Source organism: Paenibacillus sp. TAF43_2, assembly GCF_052113545.1.
GTDB lineage: Bacteria > Bacillota > Bacilli > Paenibacillales > Paenibacillaceae > Pristimantibacillus.
This window is the reverse complement of the sequence record NZ_JBFRDK010000024.1, coordinates 31,313-51,962: the sequence shown is the minus strand read 5'-3', so window position 1 is coordinate 51,962 and position 20,650 is coordinate 31,313. Positions and strand designations below refer to the sequence as shown.

The following is a 20,650-nucleotide window of genomic DNA, read 5'->3' as shown; positions in this document are numbered from 1 at the left end:
GCAAAGGACTGAATGCCATCCAGCTTATATACTGCATACTGCGTCGTCGTTGACGTTCTAACCGCTCTAGACTCATCGCCTCCAAAAAACTGCGGATTCGAATTGTCAAATGTCCAGTTTGGCGAACTCGCAAACATCTTGGCGTTATCCGTTAACGCATCTTCAATCGATACTGCATCATGCGCAGATACGCTCGCAGCTGGCAATGCCAGCATGCTGAGCAGCGTGAGGACCAGCATCGCATTCATCCACTTCTTCAACATTTTCATGGCTCCTTCTTAAAAATAATAGAAATTCATTTATTAGTGAAAAGCTATAATTTCGTTATGCCTAACCAGCTTCGTGCAAGACGTTCTGCACGCTCGTTATCCCAATCAACCGTCGCTAGTCTTGATTCCTGCTGAGCGATTTCGCGAAATTGTTCAGACATCAACTCGCTTGCTATCGCGTCTTTCACTTTCTCATAGGATTGGAGAATGGGCTCTCCTTTAGAAATGCAATACAGTAGATGCAGCTCCCCGTTCTCTTCGAAAATATCGCTCAATTGATCTGCCTGGATACGCTCTGCTTGCTGCACCGCTATTGGACTCTCTAGAGCCGCGGTACGACGAGTTGCACTCGTTAAGCTTGCATCCATCACCTCTATCCCAAGCTGCTTGGCAGAATCGATGAAGCCTGCTTGGTCTACAGCTGCTTTTTTCAACTGTTCAATAGCGCGGAGAGCCTCGTTCTTATTACGCAAAGCGGCTCCATCTCCATAGGACAGCACCGCCCATTTAAGCTTTACATGCCCCGGGAGCGAATACTTCATCTGTTTATCCATTTCGTATGCCTGTTTTACTTTGTCATCTGGAACAGAGAGCTTGCCGCTTTTTTGCATTGCTTCAAGTGTCGCGCTTTCCAAATTGCTCATGTAATAGCTGTAATACGCTTCGATTTCGAAGGAAGTGGGTCCATATACGATTTCACCGTCTGCTGCAGCCTTGCTGCGCCTGCTATTCTCAGCTTCCATCCCGCTAAGAAACGATTCGTAGCTGCCATCCACAGCAATCCCACTCTTCTTCGCCAGCTGCTGCAAAGCTATCGTTTTCGTCAGCTCCGCTTTAGCTTCCTCGATTAACCTCTGCAAAGGCAATTCGCCGGAGTAGGAAGTCGTCCAGAACTGATCCGTATATTCAGCTCCGTAGGTTTGCTTGAAATAATCAGCTACGAGCGCTTTTTTCAGCGCTAAATACATTCCGAATTGTTCTGCTGAAGCTGCATGGCCGTTAACGATTAAGGGCTCGGAAGCCATGCTCGATCGTTTTTGCGAAGCGCCGACCAAGAAGAAAACTGCTGTAAGCGTTATCAATAAAAACAAAATGAAAAACTGCTTTTGTTTCGCACGCAGCCCCTTTATCGCCATATCCTTCTGCTTCCTCACGACATCCATTCTCCTTCCACACCACATGGTGTCCTTTGCCATTCGCAGAGGCTCCGCCGCTGCCCTATTGATTGTAAATCCCCAAGGCTGACTGCCCTTGGGGATTTAGAGTTCACCGAAAACTTCCGATGCTTATTGCACTTTATCGAGATAGTCCTTTTGGAAATCRGCAGCCGCTTTCTCAAGCAGTGCTTTCGGATCTGCATTCTTGTTCGTTAATACAGCTTGGATAGCCACATCAAGCGTTTTGTAAAGCTCTTGCGCATTGACTGGCACCTCAGGGCGAAGACCAGCCGAACCATTCGTCATGTAATCATTGAACATATCCATATTTACATTGGTGTATTTATCAAGAATAGCTTGCTCTGCTTTAATACGATCCTCGTTCACCCATACGCGAAGTCCGTGCGGGCCCACGATTAAACCTTGCTCGTTAGCTGTTTTGGATTGCGTTTCAAGTCCAAGCAGCGACTCTTCACTCGTTTGCGGCGAGAAGCCCTTCACATCCAGCCATTTGAAGGCTGAATCCAATTGCTCAGGCGTTGCATCCGGCGCAAACATGTATAGTCCGCCGCCTAGAAGCGTCGCATTTCCTTTTGGTCCAGTCGGCAGTGCAGACATAGCCAGATTATCCTTTGGCATTTTCATGTTTTGAACAATTGCATTACCCCAATCGGATATGCCAAAGCTCATCGCCACTTGCTCTGTTCCGAACATTTGGAATAAATCGGTACCTACATCAACTAGATTGTTTGCAGGAAGCACGTCATATTTCCATTTCAAATCCTTTACGTACTGAAGCGCTTCAGCAGCCTCTGGAGAATTAAATACAGCTTTCCATTTGCCATCTACCTGCTGTTCAAAATCAGCGCCATATGCCCATGCGATATTCATGAACATCCAGCCGCCTTGATTGTTTTTGGTTGGGAAGAAAAAGCCGGACTTTCCTGTTTTCTCTTTAATCGTTTTAGCGGTTTGCGCAAGCTCCTCATAGGTTTTCGGGAAATTCGGCACCCCTTTGTCATCTACAAGACCAGCTTGCTTGAACAGGTTTACGTTGTACATAAGGCCCATCACGTATCCGTCTTTTGGAATGCCGTAATATTTGCCGTCTTTTTGCACCAGCTTCAGCAAATCTGGGTTAAGCGCTTTGTCAAACTCATTTTTAGTCATAATATCCGTAATATCAGCGGCATAATTAGCCTTGATAATTTTGTCTGCTTCAGTAAAAAAGGTTTCATACACGGTAGGAAGCTCACCGCTTGCCGCCTTTGGAAGGAACGAGCTTACATCATAGCCCCATTCATCCTTATCCACTGTAATAAGCGGATATTTCTCTTTCATTTTGGCAACATAATCGGTGTAAATTTTGACCTGAGCTTCCTCATTCGGCTTCGGCCAGTTGCTGACCTTGATCGTTGTAGGCTTAGCTTCGGAAGGCGCTTCCGTCGCTGGATTATTTTCACCGCTATTGCTGCTTGCCGTCGGCTCCACAGCATTATTGCCGCTATTTTTGCCGCAGCCTGCGATAACGAGAACAAACACGCACAACATTATAAACGTAAGCTGCCAAGTATTTCTTTTTTTCAAATTCATTTGCAATCCCCCAGCCTTCTATTTGGAATGATGACATTACGAGCTTTTAAAGCGCTTTCTTATTTTGCCGGCAACTAAATGCTATCACACTCATTATCGCATTCAGTAGGGCACAAATCTGCGAAACCGTTTAATATTCTGCGCGCTTCCTTAACCTTTGATGCTTCCGGCAATCGAATAGCCCTGCATAATATAGCGCTGGAAGACTAGAAATAGTAGAACCGGCGGAACGATGGCAAACGTTAAGCCAAGGAACTGGATATCCGCAGGCAGCGTAGCTTTTAAGTTGAAAATAGCGACGATGACCGTCCACTGCGACTGGTCTTTCAGAATCATATACGGCCAGAAAAAGTCATTCCATACGCCGTTGATCGTTAAGATCGAGATCGTGATGAGCACGGGTCCACTCAAAGGCAAAATAATCCGCAGAAAAATACTTAGCTTGGAAGCTCCGTCAATATGGGCTGATTCGACCAAGGAAGCTGGAATCGTGTCGAAAAAGTTTTTGAAAATAAGAATGACTACGGGATTGACCGCCGCCAAAAACCATAATGGCCAATACGTATTCGTAAAGTTAATATGGAACAGTGGAAAATCGACAATATTGCCGAACAAAGGAACAATTCCGACTGTACTCGGCAGCAGCACTGTCCAAAGAATGAGCAAAAAGAAAAAGGCGCTTCCTTTTGGCTTCAGCTTGGAGAAAAAGTAACCTGCCAATCCATTAAACAACACCGTAAATACAAGCGTTCCGATCGTCACATAGGACGTATTCACATAATAACGCATAAACTTGAACTCATTCCATGTGTCCCAAAGCTTCTCGATGTGAAACGACCTTGGAATAATAGTAGGCGGAATTTCGTAAAACTCCTTCACATCCTTGAAGCTGGACAAAATAACCCAGACAGGAGGCAGAAGGCATACGAGTGAAATGATCGTCATGATCGCAAAAAATAGCCAATACATAATTTTAACCTTAGGTGTTTTGTATTCCAGATCCCCAATAATTCCTGATAATTTAGCCGTCTTCATTTACTCACTCCTTACTCCTTGTCCCATTTTTTCTGCAATTTGAAATAGTAGACGGTCATAACCATCAAAATCATAAAGGTAATGACGCCAAGTGCCACCGAATGGCCCGCCTCGAAATACCGGAAGGCATAGAAGTAGCTTTGCAGCTGCAGAGTCATAGACGAATTATTAGGTCCGCCCTCTGTCAAAACGAGAGGCTCATTGAAAATTTGGAAAACGCCGCTAATTTGCAAAATCAGCGTTAAGCCGATTAAAGGTGAAATTTGCGGTAGCGTAATGTTCCAAAATTTTCGCCATATGCCTGCGCCATCAATTGAAGCCGCCTCGTACAGCTCACTATTCACACCCTGCAAACTGGCTAGAAATAGCAGCGTTGTTGCCCCGAAGCTTCTCCATGTGATCGTGAGCACGATCGTAATAATCGTCAAGCTTGGGTCCTGCAGCCACCCCTGCGGATGAATGCCGACCATGCCTATTATTTTATTGACCAAACCGTTCTCGCTCGGCTCAAAGAGGAACATCCACAGCATCGATGCTGCAATTCCCGGAATCATGCTTGGAAAAAAAGCCGAAAACCGAAAAAAAGAGCTCCAATGCCGCATTTCATTAATCATGACAGCAACGACGATCGGAATGACGAATCCAATAACAAGAGACCAAAAAACGTACATAAACGTATTGATTAAGGTTTGCTGGAATACCGAATTGGTAATGACATCGATATAATTTTGCAGCCCGATAAATGATTCCGCTTTAAATCCCTTTGTCTTAAAAAAGGATAACCAAATGCCTGACAATAACGGCTGCCATGAAAAGAAAAAGAAAAAAAGCAGCGTGGGAATAATTAAAAGCCACGAGGACCATTCCTTCATCCAATACATAAAAAAAGTCGATTTTTTCTGCTTAGGAGTATACGTGGGTGTACCGGCGTTTACGCTCATGTTGGCTTCCTTTCCTAAATGATGTATTTAATTAAAATGATAACGCTTCCTTGCGAAGAGCGACATCCTTCAACCCTGCGAAATGGTTTGACATGGTGTGAATTATAAGCGCCGATTGCTGCTAACGTTGTTCTCCCTTCTTCATGGCAATCGCTGCTTTAGCTCATGGCAGCACAGTAAAAAGATTTGCCAGTAGGTTGTTATCCTGCGAAAGGGTGGATTATTCTGTCGGAACCTTCCATGGCACTGACGAAATAAGGACGATAGATTATAATAAAATGGATCGACAACAATGGGTTATGGGGGAGTCGGACACCATGTTGAAAGCGCTTATCGTCGACGACGAATATTTAGTTCGCACAGGAATCCGCGAGACCATCGATTGGGCCGAATATGGGGTAGAGATTATTGGAGATGCAAGCAATGGCGTGGAAGGGCTGGAGCTCGCACTGCTTCATCAGCCCGATGTCATTGTGACTGATGTGCGTATGCCTTATATGAACGGGCTGGAGTTTTTGGAGAAAATAAAAGAGCATAATCTGCATTGCGGCGTTATTGTGCTCAGTGGATACGATGAATTTCAATACGCCCAGGAGGCGCTTCGCCATGGCGCAGCCAGTTATCTGCTTAAGCCGGTAAATATCGATGAGCTGGCAGAAACGGTCCAGCAAATTGGGCGGCAAACGATTGAAAAACGAGCAAACCGCATGCAATTTCAAAAATATAAAAAAGAAGAGAACGCCATCTCCTCGCAATTTTGGCTTGATTTATTTTACGGGCGACTCTCTGACACCACATTGATTCAGGAGAAATATGATTGGCTGAGTATCGCGATTGCGCCTGAGGATAAACTGATTGCTGCTGTCATCTCTATCATTCCAGACACCGTTACAGCGATAGATTTTGTTGATCAATCCAAATGGTCGGCAATTGAACAGCAAATTCGCCAGATCTTAAACAACCATTCAGTGAGTACTATAGCTGTTTTGCAAAGTGCACCGACAGAATGGACAGTCATCGCGGCTTCGAGCCTGCCGATCACCGATTTCGCATCCACCATGTACACTTTTGGTTACGCTGTCATTAAAGAAATAAAAGACTCCGCCGGCTTCCAATTGACGGTAGGCTTCACTGAAGCAGCTGACCGCTATGCGGGCATACACACTGCTTTTGTGAAAGCACGCGAGGCGGCACGCAAATCCATCTCTGGATTAGGCGGCGTTTTATTCGAATCAGAAAATGAACGTTCAGGCTCAAGACGCGAGGTTCGGGACGCGCTCGCCTATATTAGACTTCATTTTGCAGATAACATTACAGCCGACATGGTTGCCGAGAAGGTTCATGTCAGCCCAACTCATCTGATGCATTTGTTTAGGAAGGATCTGAACAAAACGTTTTATGAGTGCCTGACGGAATATCGCATCGATGAGGCTAAGCGTTTGCTGCGCTACTCCTCCTACCGCGTTTATGAGGTCGGCCTGCATGTCGGCTTCGGCGATTCCAAATATTTTAGCCAAATTTTCCGCAAAATGACCGGGATGTCTCCTAGCGAATATGCCAAATATCAACAATAAGCAGGATCGCAGCGACAAGTCGTCCTCTATTTTGCGTAAAATGAACATTAGAACCCGAATCGTCTTTGTCATCATCGCCGGATTGACGCTGCATCTCACTTTGATGCTGGGTGTGTTCAACATTTACGCGCACACGTATCTCAAAAACAATTTGTACAATCACATTGGCAATATTCAAAAAGAGATCGGACTCAGCTTAGAGCTGATCGTCGATGATATCCAAATGCTTTCGCTCCGTTTCCTCGTCAATACGGACATTTACCGCCTAATCGGCGACTTGTCCATTGCAGAGGATGAGAAAAAAACGCGTATTCGTTCGCTGATGGAAGGCATCGTCGCCAAAAACGAGCTGATCGGCGACGTGGTGATCATTACAAATGAAGGCACCCGTTACCGATATGTCGCCGATACAGAAATTTTTGAAGATCCGGATGACCTGCTGCTATCCAAAATCGAGGAGTCTATTTTGCCTGTTATCGGTAAGGTGAAGCATAACGCTAAAGGTGACGCCTATATCRTTTTCGGACAAAAATATCGCAATTTCAATACAGGCCAAAACATTGGAACAATACTCGTCTATGTGAAGGAATCTTCGCTGTTTAATCTTTATAAGCCAGCGTTTGAGGGGTTAGGCTATTCCTATATCGCCTCGGTCACTAATGAAGTGATTTCACATCCGGATAAACGGGTGGTCGGCAATACTCTTCTGGAATCGGATTCGTTCCATCCCGGCGAAACGGCAGGTTATCGAAACGTATCATCGGGGCATGAAAACTATGTTTTGAGCACGTATCCGCTGAGCGACCGCCTGAACCGATTCGGCGTCAGCTGGAAGCTTGTTTCCGTTGTATCGCGGCCACAATTGTTTGCTGCGATTACGGAAGGAAACCGCAATGCGCTGTATTTCGCTTTGCTCGTTTTTGTTGGTCTCTTAGCTCTATCTTTTTATTTGGCGTCCAAAATTACCGAACCTGTTTTCAATTTGACAAAGAAGCTGGGTGCGATAGGAAAGTCCGGGCTGCAGCTTATGAATGATCGAAACAAGCCGAGCGACGAAATCAGTGAGCTGGAAAACAGCTATTACACGATGATCGACCGAATTAACAACCTCATTCATGAGAACAATGAGGAAAAGGAAAAGCAGCGAGTGATGGAGCTAACCGCTTTGCAATCGCAAATCAATCCGCATTTTTTGTACAATACGCTCGATGCGATCACTTGGACGGCCAGGCTGAAAAAACAACCTGAAATCGAGAGAATGATCTCTGCGTTAGCAACCTTCTTCCGAATCAGCCTTCATAAAGGGGACAAGCATATACCCGTTGAGGAAGAGATTCGGCTGGTAAAAAGCTTTGTAACCGTTGAGCTGATGCGTTTTCCAGACAAATATGATGTCACCTACGATATTCCGGAGCCGCTTCGGAAAATTCGCATCTTGAAGCTTATTCTTCAGCCATTAGTGGAGAACGCCATTAAACATGGCATGAGTGAGAAACAAGGAAAAGGATTAGTCGAGGTTAAGAGCTGGCGAGACGAAACCTATCTGTATTTTGAAATTAAGGATGACGGGGTAGGGTTTAAAAGCAAATCCAACATTCAAAGCACCGACAAAAATGTGTTGTTTCAAAGCGGTTACGGCCTGAGAAACGTTGACGAGAGGATTAAGCTCGAATACGGCAAGGAATCGGGACTCACGATAACGAGCGAACCCGGAAAAGGAACGACTGCCCTTATTCGGATTCGCCTCAGCCTAGATCAAATCTCATGATGTCTGCGCATTTTTTTGTACAAATCCTTTAATGGATCTAGAATGCTGCGAGACAGCCGCTTAATCAGTATAAAAAATAGTGCCAAAATAAAAGCGCCAACTCCGATCAGCGTATTTCTTAGCAGTCGGAGTTCGCTTTTGATCGGCTCGCCTGAGATTAGAATCGCGATTCGATCATCGGAATGATACAAGCGATATAACAAAACAATGCCCTCTTCCGTCTGATTGATCGTCATTTCCTCATTTGCTTCTTCTTGTGTATCCTCCTGCAGCGTTTCCCAAATCACATCGTTAGGCTCTTCCTGCAAGCCATTTGCATTCAAAATCGCATGATCATGCGTAATAATATAGGTAGGATGACGGCCATACAATTCAGGATCGTCGGCATGATAGAAGCTGCTCATCTTTTTCAAATCCACATTCATGAGAAGCAGGCCCGTTATCTTCTCATTTGTATCGATGATTTTGGCCACATAAACCAGCTTTCTGCGTGGATCTGTGTTCTTGTACACGAGCGAGCTCGAAGCTTGTACAATCCATTCGGACGTTAAATCTGAGCTTAAAAACTTCGTATATTCGGGAAGCTTCTGAGTCTCTTGGAACGAGCGTATCGCTGATACGTTGCTTGATGCGTACACGCTGCCGCTATTCCCGTACATCACCATATCTAAAATATAGAGGTTGGATGAAATCATGCCGTCCAATATCGGCGGAATGGTATTGTCATATTCGCTGCTTGTGAGGGAAGCATGAACGGCTGTATTGTTTGTCACCAAACTAGCCATTTCCTCCATCCATTTCATAAACAGCTGGGCGTTTTTGTGCTGCTGGCCTGTATATTGAAGGGAAAGCTGACGCTGCATTTCCGAGCTTTTGTTCTCCATGGTCCGAAATACGAGCATGCTGGATAAGATCACATATAAAACAATGACCGATAGCAAAATAATTTTCATTTTCTTATCAAGCGATCTGAACACCGTATCCCCTCGTTCCCCAGTTGTCCTTATTTCTATTTTAACGCAAGCTATAATGAAGCGCTTTCTTTTATTGCCCATCGATAGTACCATACAAGCTGCTTATAAAAAAGCCGTTAAAGCTGCGAAATGGTTTGCAATCGCAGGATCGAAGGATAAACGAAAAAAAACTCCCGATTATCTCAGGAGTTCATTCGCAGAATGCGGGCAGGCCGCTATAACGTTTCAACTAGTGCTTGCGCAGCTTCTTCGATATGCGATTGCCCGCTGACTGCATCAGCTGTACGAGTAAAATAAGAATAATGACACAAACGTACATCACGTCGGGCTCCCAGCGCTGGTAGCCGTATCTAATCGCCACATCGCCTAAACCGCCTGCGCCAAGTACACCCGCCATCGCTGTTGCGCCGATTAATCCAATCGTTGCGATGGTTAAACCAAGCACGATCCCAGGTCTTGCTTCCTTCAAAATAACCCGCCAAATGATTTGCCGGCGCGAGGCTCCCATCGCTTGAAATGCTTCAATAACACCGGGATTCACCTCCAGCAAAGCCGATTCGATAAGCCTCGCAATATAAGGCGCAGTATAAAAGACAAGCGGAACGATTGCTCCCCTCACTCCGATTGTCGTATGCACAATCCATTTCGTAATGGGAATGATCGCTATTAAAATAATGATGAACGGGACAGACCGCAGCACATTGATGACTGTGTTTAACAGATGATAGAGCACCTTGTTCTCATAAATATGATTTGGGCGCAGCACGACTAGGCAAATGCCCAGAAACAAGCCAATAATAGTGGAGAAAAACAAGGAATAGACAACCATCGCCGCCGTTTCCCCTAGCGCTTCTGTGTATAGATCATGGTTCTCGGCGAGGCTTCTGAAGAAGCTATCCAGCATGCTTAAGCACCTCCACCTGCATTCCGTTTTGTACCATGTATGCAATTCCTTCTTCTATGGCAGTCGATTCGCCCGGCAAACTAATTAAGAGAAAACCAAACACGGTATCTTTAATTTTCGTTATATTCCCGTACAAAATGCTTGGCCGAAGCTGATAGCGCAGCGTCAAATCTGCGAGTATAGGCTCGCTTACCGTTTCCCCAATGAAGGAGATGCGAAGCAGATGTTTTGGCTCTGCGGGGTGGTTAGCTTTGTTAAGCAGCTCCTGCGGCAAATCCGCATCAAACACGCTTTTCGTAAATTTTTTGGTCGTATCCGTTTGCGGTTTCGTAAACAGCTCCAAAATAGAGCCCTGCTCTACAATGATACCGTTCTCCATTACGGCTGCTCGATCACATATCTTTTTCAACACATACATCTCATGGGTAATCAACACAATCGTAATTCCATAGGAACGATGAATGTCGAGCAGCAAATGCAGGATCGAATCGGTCGTCTGCGGATCAAGTGCTGATGTCGCTTCATCGCATAACAAGATTTCCGGCTCGTTGGCAAGCGCCCTTGCAGTCGCCACACGCTGCTTCTGTCCTCCAGACAATTGAGCGGGGTAGCTGTCACGTTTATCCGCTAGATTCACAAGCTTCAGGAGCTCGTTTACCCTTGCTTCAATTTGTTTTTTGGGGACACCTGCAAGCACGAGCGGGGAGGCTATATTCTCATAGACGGTACTCGACATAAGCAAGTTGAAGTTTTGAAAAATCATCCCAATTTTCCGCCGCATAATGCGCAGTTCCTGCTCGCTAAGCGATGCCAGATCCGTGTTGTTTATACGTATACTGCCAGCAGTCGGCCGCTCCAAATAGTTGATGCAGCGCAGAAGCGTGCTTTTGCCTGCTCCGCTGTAGCCGATAATGCCGAATATTTCCCCTTTACGAATATGCAGATTCGCGTCCTTAATTGCATGGATGTTCTGTTTGCCCTGTTGATACGTTTTGCTGACATTTTCGATCCAGATCACTGTACAACCCCGCCTCTGCTAAAATGTTAAAAAGGTCTCTTCATCTAAGAAGAGACCAAGGTCTATTTTCGAGTTACCAAGATGCGACAATGTACGTGCCGTATTTTTCTTCTACGAATTTCTTGACTTGGTCGGAATGATAAGCCTTAATCAATCTTTGGAATACCGGCTTATCCTTGTCCTCGGTTCTTACTGCAATAATATTTACCCAAGGAGAATCCTTTGGCTCAATAAAAATGGCATCCTTCGTTGGCACAAAACCCGCTTCTACCGCATAGTTGGTGTTGATTACTGCCGCCGTCAGATCGCCAAGCGCTTTCGGAATGAATGCTGCATCCAGCTCCTCAAATTTCAATTTGAGCTTGTTTTCTGCGATGTCGCGAACAGTCGCTTTAATGCCAACGCCTTCTTTTAACTTGATCAGTCCAGCATTTTCAAATAGAATCAACGCGCGCGCGCCATTTGTCGGATCATTAGGCAGGCCGATAACATCGCCTTCCTTTATTTCAGAAACGTCTTTGATTTTTTTGGAGTAGAAGCCGATTGGAAAATTAAGCGTGTTCGCGATCTTCACCAAATCAAGGTTGTTATCCTTCTTGAATTGATCGAGATACGGCTCATGCTGGAATGCATTGGCATCAAGCTCGCCTTCCGCCAGCACTTTATTCGGCTGTACATAGTCATTGAATACAACAAGCTCAATATCGAGGTTATCCTTTGCCGCAACTTCCTGCACCTGCTTCCAAATCTCTTCCTCAACGCCTGCCGAAATACCTACCTTAAGCTTTGCTTTCTCTCCTTCTCCCTCTGCACCACTCAATTCTGATTTGTTGCCGCACGCGGCAAGCACAGCGGTTAATACCAGTGTCAGCATAATCAATACGAGCTTTTGTTTCATATGATCTCCCCTGCTTCCTATTTGTTTTTCAAGCTGATTACATGTCTAGAAAAACAGAAAAGCTCTTATTCCACGATGCCGGCTGCTTGCGCCGTTCCGTGAAATAAGAGCTTTTAGTCGTCTAATCAGCTCAATATCTTATAATTCCGATGAGCTTACTATAGATTATATTTATTGCTTCTGTCAACGATTTTATTTGTCATTCAAGCGCTAGCTCTTCCATGGATGACCAATTCTAACGTGGAACGGCTGCCGCTCGGTTATTGCACCACGCTGCAGCCGCGCTACCCATCTTACGATTTAGCCAGCACCTCATCCTTAATCCGCTGCACAGCCTCAGCAATCGCTAGTGATCCGAGATCACCTTCGCCTCTTTTCCTGATGGCAACGCTGCCCGCGTTTTTCTCACTCTCACCAAGCACAAATGTATAAGGCACCTTTTCAAGGCCAGCCTCGCGAATTTTATAACCCAGCTTCTCATTCCGTGTATCCACTTTAGTGCGAATGCCCGCTTCAGCGAGTGCTTMCTTCACCTGCAAGGCATAATCGATATATTTCTCCGAGACAGGCAGCAGCTTAACCTGTACTGGTGCGAGCCATAATGGGAATGCTCCTGAATAATGCTCTGTCAATATACCGATAAAACGATCAATCGATCCATATACCGCACGATGAATAACGACAGGGCGATGCTTCTGGTTGTCTTCGCCAATATAGGACAAATCAAATTTCTCAGGCATTTGGAAATCAAGCTGAATCGTGCCGCATTGCCAGCTCCGCTTCAATGCATCGAGGATATGAAAGTCGATTTTTGGCCCATAAAATGCACCGTCGCCCTCATTTACGCGATATTGAATATTGCGGCTGTCTAGTACGCTGCGCAGCGATTGCTCCGCTTGATCCCAGAGCTCCTCAGAACCCATTGAGTCCTCAGGTCTAGTCGACAGCTCAATTTTGAAATCAAAACCGAATACCCCGTAGATATGGTCGATCAATGCGATCGCATGGCTGATCTCTGCTTCAATCTGATCAGGCCGCACGAATATATGAGCATCATCCTGACAAAACGTACGCACCCGCATCATGCCGTTCAGAGCACCCGAGTACTCATGGCGATGAACCTGGCCAAATTCCGACATCCGAATCGGCAGCTCTCTGTACGAGTGCAGACTGTTTTTGAAAATCAGCATATGCCCCGGGCAGTTCATCGGTTTAAGCGCATAAGCCGTATCATCCACATTTGTAAAATACATATTGTCCTTATAATGATCCCAGTGACCCGATTGCTCCCACATCCGCTGGTTCATCATAAATGGCGTGCGAACTTCCTCATAATCCCGCTGCCGCTGCTTCTCGCGAATCAGGCTCTCCAGCTCCGTACGAATCGTCATGCCATTCGGCAGGTAGAACGGCATGCCCGGCGCCTCTTCTGAGAACATGAACAGCTCCAATTCCTTGCCAAGCTTGCGGTGATCACGCTTCTTCGCTTCCTCCAGCAGGTGCAAATGCTCATCAAGCTGCGCTTTTTTCGGGAAGGACGTGCCATATATGCGCTGCAGCATTTTGTTGTCCGAATTGCCACGCCAGTAAGCGCCTGCTACATTTAGCAGCTTGAACGCCTTGATGCGTCCTGTGGAAGGTAAATGAGGACCGCGGCAAAGGTCAACAAACTCGCCTTGCTCATACAGCGAAATAATGGAATCGTCCGGCAAATCACGAATTAACTCCAGCTTGAGCGGCTCTTCCTCCTGTGCGAATAAAGCTGTCGCTTCCTCGCGACTCACTTCACGGCGCGTAATCGGCAGGTTTTCTTGAATAACCTTGCTCATCTCCGCTTCTATCGCAGCAAGATCATCTGTAGACAACGGCTTCTCGATATCAATGTCATAGTAGAAGCCATCCTCAATAACAGGACCAATCCCAAGCTTCACAGCCTTTTCCCCATAGATACGCTTTATGGCTTGTGCCATCACATGCGCTGTACTGTGACGGTAAATCGCTAAACCATCAGCACCATCAAGCGTTATAATTTCAACGCTGCTGCTTGCTTGAATGGGCTCGTTCAGATCGACAAGCCTGCCATCGACTTTTCCCGCGACTGCATTTTTGCCAAGTCCAGTACTGATTGATTCCGCCAATTGCGCGGCGGTTGTCCCCCGTGGATACTCCTTAACTGTTCTATCCGGTAATGTAATTGCAATACTCATCATGCAGCCTCCGATCGAATGTAGTTGAACGCAAAAAAAACACATCTCTCCCACCAAGGGACGAGTGCGTTCAGCTCGTGGTTCCACCCTCATTCGATCTGCTGCTTTATATGACTGGCTATTCGCCAGACTTAAAGTTACAGCAAGATCCTTATTGAGCACCCGGTAACGAGGATGAATCGGTGTTATTTACAATCGCTTTATGGAAACAGCGGGTTCAATAACACGGCTGCAAAGGGGTAATTACACATTCGGTTGCTGGAGAAGCTCTCAGCCTTAGCCTCTCTCTCTGGACAGCTCGTATAAGGTAATCATGTCTTTGGTCAAAGCCTATTTATGGGTAAATTGTAATTCGAATATTCCAATAAGTCAACTGCAGCCAAGTATTCATGGAAATAAGCATCATTTTTAGCATTTTTATTCGATTATTTTAGACGTGCCCAGTCACTTCCACATGCACCATCGGACAAAATATGCTTTAATATACCAAAGGAGCGTGATTCAATGGACATCAAATCGTTTCTATTTCCAAAAAACGAGGTCTCTTACCTCATGACATCCTCTAATATGAAAGAAGCCATAGATAAATTAGAGGCTAGCCACTATACCGCCATTCCGATCTTGGACGACAATGGCTTATATTTCGGAACTCTTTCCGAAGGGGATTTGTTATGGAAGTTGAAAGCCACACCCGGTCTCACTTTCGATACGATGCACGAAATTCCTGTCGTCTCCATCAAAAAACGGATGAAAGTCGAATGTGTCGCGATCAACGCCGATTTGGACGATATGCTGGCGCTGGCGGCCGATCAGAACTTCGTTCCCGTCGTAGACAACGATCGCGTCTTTCTTGGTATTATTCGCCGCAAAGATATCATCGAATACTATACCCGAAATATTTCTGATTAGCTTGGAAAAGCCTGATCATGCAAATCAAGAAGGCTGCCGTCGCCGGCAGCCTTTTATGATGAATTAGTGGTGAACACGCTTAAATGCTTTGTTTGGATAACGCTTCAAAATACGCTGCAACGACCTCACGAAATTCCAGAGCAGCTCGCGAAATGTACCGATTCCTATGCCATAATAGTGCTATCTCCCGTACTAATTCGTGATTCTCTATTTGGAGATAATGGATTTGTTCCCGCGAATTCCTTGCCGTGCTGGGTATGAAGGCTATACCTATTTCGGCCTCTACAAGCATGCTAAGCCTTGCAGGTTCATCCCCCTATCGGGTCGATAAACACGATTTGACATTCGATCTCATCCCCTTCTATAGGAGGTGAGGACAAGCAAAAATCCACTTCTCCTCTATCAAGAAGCGTAACCATTTCCTGTGTGGCAAGCATTTGCACATGAAATTGAATGTCAGGACGTTTTTTCCGAAACTCACGAAGGATATTGGGCAATTTGCTTGCAGTGGTCACTGCTAATTTGAGCGTGCTATGTTCCGGGCTGGATAAATCGCTAAGCTCCTGCTTCCCCTGCTCCAATTCAAACAAAGCCCTTTCTGCACGGCGGAGGAATAGGCTGCCATACTCATTCAATCGCAAATTTCTCCCTATTCGATCGAATAAGGGGACCCCTAAATCCTCCTCCAAGCGCCCAATCGTTTTGCTTAGTGAAGACTGAGTAACGTGCAGATTGCGTGCAGCTTCGGTCATATGCTCCAAACGAGCTACAGTAAGAAAATATTGCAGTTGAAGAAGTTCCATTTCGCGCCCCCATTCATTCCCTCAAGTCAATGAGATTATAGCATCAAATGCGTTGGAATGAATAAATGATTTCAAGTACGATGACCTTAATACGTTTTGGGGGCGATTCAAAAATGAATGTTCGCAGCAGGTGGTTAATGATCTCCGTTGGTCTAGGAATACTATTGAACCCATTAAATTCTTCGATGATTTCAGTTGCTATTCCACGTCTGCAGCATGTATTCCAACTTGATTTTACAAGTGTTTCTTGGATTATTTTTTCCTTTTACATTGCAAGCAGCATCGCTCAGCCTATTATGGGAAAGGCCAGCGATTTATTCGGGCGCAGGAAGATCTTTCTTGCCGGTCTTATTGTAGCCTTCGTTGCGTCATTACTAGCTCCGTTGTCACCAAACTTCGGATGGCTCATAGTGTTCCGCATTGTGCAAGCCATTGGAACAAGCATGATGGTTGCCGTTGGAATGGCCATTGTACGCATTCATATTACGGAGAAACAAGCGACTGCGCTGTCTGTTTTGTCCATCTTTCTATCCGGAGCGGCAGCCATTGGCCCCTTTATTGGCGGGGTCTTGATTCATTCGTGGGATTGGACGGCTATCTTTTTTGTCAATATTCCATTTGCAGTGGCTAGCTTTCTATTAGCTTGGAGAACTATTCCTATGGATGAACCGCAAATGCGCGCTCCAAAGGGCATGTCTTTTCGTATGTGGTTTGACTTGATAGATGCGCCAGGAATCCTGCTCTTTACAGTAGGTCTGGTTGCCCTGCTCGCTTCATTGCTCTCAGTCAAATCATCTGGACATCTCTCATTCGGAAATGTCATTGCCTTGCTGATCGGCCTTGCTGCGCTGGGGGCATTTGTACGACATGAGTTAAAAACGGCGTCACCTTTTATTCCACTACGCACATTCGCCAAATATCCTGCGATGACTTGGGTTAATGTAGAATTCATGCTCGTTAACGTACTATATTACTCGCTCTTTTTCGGGTTGCCATCCTACTTGCAAATGGTACGCCATGTCAGTGAGTTCCAAACTGGGATTCTCATGCTAAGCTTAGGCTTATGCTCGCTAGTTACTTCTCCAATCGCAGGACGATGGATCGATAAATCAGGACCAAGACCAGCATTGCTGGTATCTGCCATTCTGATGACACTTGGGTCAGTGTGGCTCGTCACATTGAATCAAAGTTCACCAGTTATCAGCGTATGTTTGGCCTTGGCTGCATTCGGTATTAGCAACGGACTGAACAATGTAGGGATGCAAGCATCCTTGTTCCAAAGCTCTCCAAAAGAAATAATCGGTGTAGCATCCGGATTATTTAATACATCCAGATACTTTGGAACCATCCTCTCCTCACTGTTGATAGGTATCGTTATGGGCGATACGTTCAGCTTCGAGGGATTTCACGTGCTTGGAATTATCCTCACGGTTATTGCGTTGTCTTTGGTATTCCTAAACCGGCGGCGCCGGGATTCATTACGATACAGAATCCATTAATTCGAAGAAATATTTTGATTCATGAGTCTGATAGAGCTTGAACCAAGCCTGTAATGTATTTGGCGCAAAAACATCCAACAGCTGCAGTACATGCATCGTGAATTCTAGCGGAGCTATACCTGATGCAGTAACTAAGTTCCCATCTGTTACTGCAGGCTCCGTTTCATAATATTTTTCTCCCGTATAATTAGGACAAATCATTTTCAAATATTCAAGATCGTTGCTTGTATGTCTTCTTGAGTCGAGCGCTCCCATCTTTGCAAGTCCCATTGTAGCGCCACAAATCGCTGCAACTACTGTTCCTTCTTGTAATGCTTTTGAAGCTTTTTTCAATATAGGCTCGTGAATGGGTTCCATCCAAGTATCTCCGCCTGGAAGAACGAGTACATCCGTACTTTCCAAACTACACTCTTCAACAGAAATAGCAGGCAATATTTTCAATCCACCCATTGTAGTAGCAGGATTTTTATCCACGCCGACTGTAATAACTTCTAAAGGTGCTGCCTCTTTTTTAAAATACCTCCCCGAGTTAAGCTCAGCAGTTAAATAACCTACTTCCCAGTCCGCCATCGTATCAAAAACATAWAGATACACTTTTTTTGTCTGCATAATAAACACTCCTTTTGTAATGTCTGAATACCCCTATTATAAAAAAACTTCACTGACATTCTCCGTCAGTGAAGTTTTTTAAATTTGATAAAAATCAATTAAACTGTTGAAGAGCGCTCATGCAGGAAATCAGATGGAGAGCTGCCAACAATGCGCTTGAATATGCGGTAAAAATACGAAACATCGTTATAACCTAAATAGTCGGCGATTTCACTAATCATCAGCTGCGATTCGGTCAGCATGTAGATCGCCGTTTTCATCCGCTGATTGTGTACATATTCGCTGATCGTCTGGTTCGTAACCGCCTTAAACAAAGTAGCCGCATAATTCGGTGTCGTATTAATGACATCCCCCAGCTCCTCCTTCGTCACCCTCTCGCGATAATGCGTCGAAATATATTGCTTCATGCTGTCCACACGCCGATGCTTCTCCGAGGAAATCATTCCGCGATCCTTCTCTTGATTGAGATAGACCAGCGCTTCCGTAAGCAGCGCCTCTGCCATATGTTCATAGTAAGGCGGTTTCTCCTTGTATTGTGTCCAAACTCCCCGCAGCCTCTCCTGTATCACTTCAAAGCGCCCGAGCCGTTGCTTTAACGGCTCTTCCAGCTGAAGCAGAGGAAGGCTGCACTCGGTAGCGATTTTGCAAAAATTGACCACATACTTCGTGTGGACGACCGTTGGAATGCTTTTCCCATAGTATGGAATATGTCCCGGTATAAGGAGCAAATCTCCTTTTTCCAAAATCACCTTCTCCTCGTTCACCCAATATACACATTTCCCATAAGTCACTAACGAGAGATGAAAGGATAACATGCGCCCCTCACCTTCCTCGTACCAATCCGCCCCGTTGTCCTGATGCACATCCATAATTGCCAGCATAATGAACGCTCCTTAGAACCGTACTATTGTACATTCATTGTACTATAGTTCTTATCTCCTTTCGACTTTTCACGTTACAATGAAAAAAATAAGGAGGCCTACAACATGCTAAAAACAAAAATTATTTGTACAATGGGGCCCGCTTGCGACTCCGTTTCGACGATTAAAGAAATGATCCAAGCAGGGATGACCGTTGGTAGACTGAATATGGCTCACGGCGAATTAGAAGATCACGTTATGCGAATGAACAATATACGGCAGGCTGCACGCGAGCTGAACACTTTTGTTCCCATTATGATGGATATTAAAGGTCCTGAGGTGCGGATCGGCAAGCTGAAGGAAGCATCCTGCGAGCTGGTTATCGGTGAAGAATTGATTCTCACGACGGAGGATGTACTCGGCGATGCAACTCGTCTTCCTGTAAACTATTCCGAGCTTCCGCTTGTTGTAAAAACAGGAGACCGGATTCTCATAGATGATGGACTTGTAGATCTGACGGTAATGTCGGTTGAAGGTAACGATATTCGTTGCAAAATCGTGAGCGGCGGCATATTGAAACCTCGCAAAGGCGTTAACCTGCCAGGCATCAAAACGACGCTGCCAGGCGTAACGGAGCGCGATGTGGTGCATATTCATTTTGGCATCAAACATAATGTTGAGATCATTGCTGCTTCCTTCGTAAGAAAAGCAGAGGACATCTTGGAAATCCGCAACATTCTTGAAGAAGCAAATGCAAGCCATGTACAAATCATTTCAAAAATCGAAAACGCTGAGGGCATGCAAAACCTTGATGCAATTATCGAAGCATCCGATGGCATTATGGTTGCGCGTGGCGATCTAGGCGTTGAGGTGCCGATCGAAGACGTGCCGATGATGCAGCGTGAGATGATCAACAAATGTAATCTTGTAGGCAAGCCGGTTATCGTTGCTACACATATGCTCGAATCGATGCAGGTTAACCCGCGTCCAACTCGGGCTGAAGTAAGCGACGTAGCCAATGCGGTTATTCAAGGCGCTGACGTCGTGATGCTCTCCGGCGAGACAGCTGCTGGAAAATACCCCATCCCATCCGTACGGACAATGGCTTCCATCGCTAGAAAAGCCGAATCCATGATCGATTATAAAGAGCAATTCGATAAAAAGAGATCGCAGCAAAGCACGAACATTACGGAGGTAATTAGCCAAGGTGTCGTTAGCTCCTCGCTTGAGCTGAGCGCCAAAGCAATTCTTACTTCAACGGAAAGCGGCTTTACTGCTCGCATGGTATCCAAGTACCGTCCGATGTCACCAATTATCGCAATTACGCAGCATGATCATGTGCTTCCAAAAATTTGCTTGCTCTCCGGCGTTATTCCGGTTAAAGGCGATGCAGTAACAACAACAGACGAAATGTTCGAGTCCGCTATCCGCAATGCCAAGCTGACTGGGCTTATTGATACAGGCGATATTATCGTGCTTTCCGCTGGCGTGCCAATCGGCCAAGCCGGGGCAACCAATCTTATCAAAGTAGCACAAGTATAAGTAAGTATTTCGCCAAAAATGGCATGATATCAAAAAGCTGCGCCGTCCGAGGACGATGCAGCTTTTTACACATATAAATGCAGCCCGAAC

General features: G+C 45.5%; 17 protein-coding genes and 1 pseudogene. 5 read left to right on the top strand and 13 right to left on the bottom strand.

What is annotated here, in order from left to right:
- From AB4Z17_RS07965 to AB4Z17_RS07945, 5 genes are all read right to left on the bottom strand, one after another.
- Positions 1–263, bottom strand: a 263-nt coding sequence (locus AB4Z17_RS07965; protein WP_441959121.1) for a hypothetical protein, incomplete at its 3' end; no start/stop codon positions are given.
- 50 nt (positions 264–313) lie between these two features.
- Positions 314–1,423: a hypothetical protein gene (locus AB4Z17_RS07960; protein ID WP_441959120.1), complete on the bottom strand. Its 1,110-nt coding sequence runs from the start codon at positions 1,421–1,423 to the stop codon at positions 314–316.
- Between the two features lie 132 nt (positions 1,424–1,555).
- Positions 1,556–3,019 carry an ABC transporter substrate-binding protein gene (locus AB4Z17_RS07955; protein WP_441959118.1) on the bottom strand — a complete coding sequence of 488 codons (1,464 nt, stop codon included), beginning with the start codon at positions 3,017–3,019 and terminating at the stop codon, positions 1,556–1,558.
- A gap of 150 nt (positions 3,020–3,169) precedes the next feature.
- Positions 3,170–4,054, bottom strand: a complete 885-nt coding sequence (locus AB4Z17_RS07950) for a carbohydrate ABC transporter permease (RefSeq protein ID WP_441959116.1) — start codon at positions 4,052–4,054, stop codon at positions 3,170–3,172.
- Positions 4,055–4,065: 11 nt separating this feature from the next.
- Positions 4,066–4,995: a carbohydrate ABC transporter permease gene (locus AB4Z17_RS07945; protein WP_441881097.1), complete on the bottom strand. Its 930-nt coding sequence runs from the start codon at positions 4,993–4,995 to the stop codon at positions 4,066–4,068.
- A 143-nt stretch (positions 4,996–5,138) separates the two neighbouring features.
- Between AB4Z17_RS07945 and AB4Z17_RS07940 the strand changes: the two genes are divergently transcribed.
- Both AB4Z17_RS07940 and AB4Z17_RS07935 read left to right on the top strand, forming a co-directional pair.
- Entirely contained in the window at positions 5,139–6,569 is a 1,431-nt protein-coding gene (locus AB4Z17_RS07940; protein WP_441959114.1) for a response regulator transcription factor, read from the top strand.
- The gene (locus AB4Z17_RS07935; protein ID WP_441959112.1) at positions 6,550–8,337 is read left to right on the top strand and encodes a sensor histidine kinase; all 1,788 of its coding nucleotides are present in this window, start codon (positions 6,550–6,552) and stop codon (positions 8,335–8,337) included. The genes AB4Z17_RS07940 and AB4Z17_RS07935 overlap by 20 nt, the downstream gene beginning before the upstream one ends.
- On the opposite strand, the gene AB4Z17_RS07930 is transcribed toward AB4Z17_RS07935, so the two are convergent.
- The 5 genes from AB4Z17_RS07930 to thrS form a co-directional block, all read right to left on the bottom strand.
- Complete coding sequence (locus tag AB4Z17_RS07930; RefSeq protein ID WP_441959110.1) at positions 8,325–9,392, bottom strand: cache domain-containing protein; 1,068 nt, start codon at positions 9,390–9,392, stop codon at positions 8,325–8,327. The two genes, AB4Z17_RS07935 and AB4Z17_RS07930, sit on opposite strands and share 13 nt — an antisense overlap.
- A 148-nt stretch (positions 9,393–9,540) precedes the next feature.
- A complete protein-coding gene (locus tag AB4Z17_RS07925; protein ID WP_441910633.1) occupies positions 9,541–10,215 on the bottom strand; it encodes a methionine ABC transporter permease in 675 nt (224 codons plus the stop codon).
- Positions 10,205–11,233, bottom strand: a complete 1,029-nt coding sequence (locus tag AB4Z17_RS07920; protein ID WP_441959109.1) for a methionine ABC transporter ATP-binding protein — start codon at positions 11,231–11,233, stop codon at positions 10,205–10,207. Before AB4Z17_RS07920 ends, AB4Z17_RS07925 begins: the two co-directional genes overlap by 11 nt.
- 73 nt (positions 11,234–11,306) lie before the next feature.
- Complete coding sequence (locus AB4Z17_RS07915) at positions 11,307–12,131, bottom strand: MetQ/NlpA family ABC transporter substrate-binding protein (protein ID WP_076268555.1); 825 nt, start codon at positions 12,129–12,131, stop codon at positions 11,307–11,309.
- A 293-nt stretch (positions 12,132–12,424) separates the two neighbouring features.
- Positions 12,425–14,338, bottom strand: coding sequence for a threonine--tRNA ligase (thrS, locus tag AB4Z17_RS07910; RefSeq protein WP_441959122.1), 1,914 nt, complete (start codon positions 14,336–14,338; stop codon positions 12,425–12,427).
- 504 nt (positions 14,339–14,842) lie between these two features.
- Between thrS and AB4Z17_RS07905 the strand changes: the two genes are divergently transcribed.
- Positions 14,843–15,247 carry a CBS domain-containing protein gene (locus AB4Z17_RS07905; protein ID WP_441959108.1) on the top strand — a complete coding sequence of 135 codons (405 nt, stop codon included), beginning with the start codon at positions 14,843–14,845 and terminating at the stop codon, positions 15,245–15,247.
- A 79-nt stretch (positions 15,248–15,326) separates the two neighbouring features.
- On the opposite strand, the pseudogene AB4Z17_RS07900 reads toward AB4Z17_RS07905, so the two are convergent.
- Positions 15,327–16,050: pseudogene (locus AB4Z17_RS07900) on the bottom strand (LysR family transcriptional regulator).
- 113 nt (positions 16,051–16,163) lie between these two features.
- Between AB4Z17_RS07900 and AB4Z17_RS07895 the strand changes: the two are divergent.
- The gene (locus AB4Z17_RS07895; RefSeq protein ID WP_441959107.1) at positions 16,164–17,549 is read left to right on the top strand and encodes an MFS transporter; all 1,386 of its coding nucleotides are present in this window, start codon (positions 16,164–16,166) and stop codon (positions 17,547–17,549) included.
- Here AB4Z17_RS07895 and AB4Z17_RS07890 read toward each other — a convergent pair.
- Together AB4Z17_RS07890 and AB4Z17_RS07885 are read right to left on the bottom strand one after the other, a co-directional pair.
- Positions 17,529–18,158 carry a type 1 glutamine amidotransferase family protein gene (locus AB4Z17_RS07890; protein ID WP_441959106.1) on the bottom strand — a complete coding sequence of 210 codons (630 nt, stop codon included), beginning with the start codon at positions 18,156–18,158 and terminating at the stop codon, positions 17,529–17,531. The two genes, AB4Z17_RS07895 and AB4Z17_RS07890, sit on opposite strands and share 21 nt — an antisense overlap.
- A 98-nt stretch (positions 18,159–18,256) precedes the next feature.
- The gene (locus AB4Z17_RS07885) at positions 18,257–19,039 is read right to left on the bottom strand and encodes a helix-turn-helix domain-containing protein (RefSeq protein ID WP_441959104.1); all 783 of its coding nucleotides are present in this window, start codon (positions 19,037–19,039) and stop codon (positions 18,257–18,259) included.
- A gap of 105 nt (positions 19,040–19,144) precedes the next feature.
- Here AB4Z17_RS07885 and pyk point away from each other — a divergent pair, with 105 nt between their 5' ends.
- The gene (gene pyk / locus AB4Z17_RS07880) at positions 19,145–20,560 is read left to right on the top strand and encodes a pyruvate kinase (RefSeq protein WP_076268562.1); all 1,416 of its coding nucleotides are present in this window, start codon (positions 19,145–19,147) and stop codon (positions 20,558–20,560) included.
- Positions 20,561–20,650: the final 90 nt, after the last annotated feature.

Bases quoted from the DNA above. Each gene is read 5' to 3' on its own strand.
- AB4Z17_RS07950 (WP_441959116.1), bottom strand. From the start codon at position 4,054: ATGAAGACGGCTAAATTATCAGGAATTATTGGGGATCTGGAATACAAA.
- AB4Z17_RS07945 (WP_441881097.1), bottom strand. From the start codon at position 4,995: ATGAGCGTAAACGCCGGTACACCCACGTATACTCCTAAGCAGAAAAAA.
- AB4Z17_RS07940 (WP_441959114.1), top strand. From the start codon at position 5,139: ATGGCAATCGCTGCTTTAGCTCATGGCAGCACAGTAAAAAGATTTGCC.
- AB4Z17_RS07930 (WP_441959110.1), bottom strand. From the start codon at position 9,392: ATGGGCAATAAAAGAAAGCGCTTCATTATAGCTTGCGTTAAAATAGAA.
- AB4Z17_RS07925 (WP_441910633.1), bottom strand. From the start codon at position 10,215: ATGCTGGATAGCTTCTTCAGAAGCCTCGCCGAGAACCATGATCTATAC.
- AB4Z17_RS07915 (WP_076268555.1), bottom strand. From the start codon at position 12,131: ATGAAACAAAAGCTCGTATTGATTATGCTGACACTGGTATTAACCGCT.
- AB4Z17_RS07905 (WP_441959108.1), top strand. From the start codon at position 14,843: ATGGACATCAAATCGTTTCTATTTCCAAAAAACGAGGTCTCTTACCTC.
- AB4Z17_RS07895 (WP_441959107.1), top strand. From the start codon at position 16,164: ATGAATGTTCGCAGCAGGTGGTTAATGATCTCCGTTGGTCTAGGAATA.
- AB4Z17_RS07885 (WP_441959104.1), bottom strand. From the start codon at position 19,039: ATGCTGGCAATTATGGATGTGCATCAGGACAACGGGGCGGATTGGTAC.
- pyk (WP_076268562.1), top strand. From the start codon at position 19,145: ATGCTAAAAACAAAAATTATTTGTACAATGGGGCCCGCTTGCGACTCC.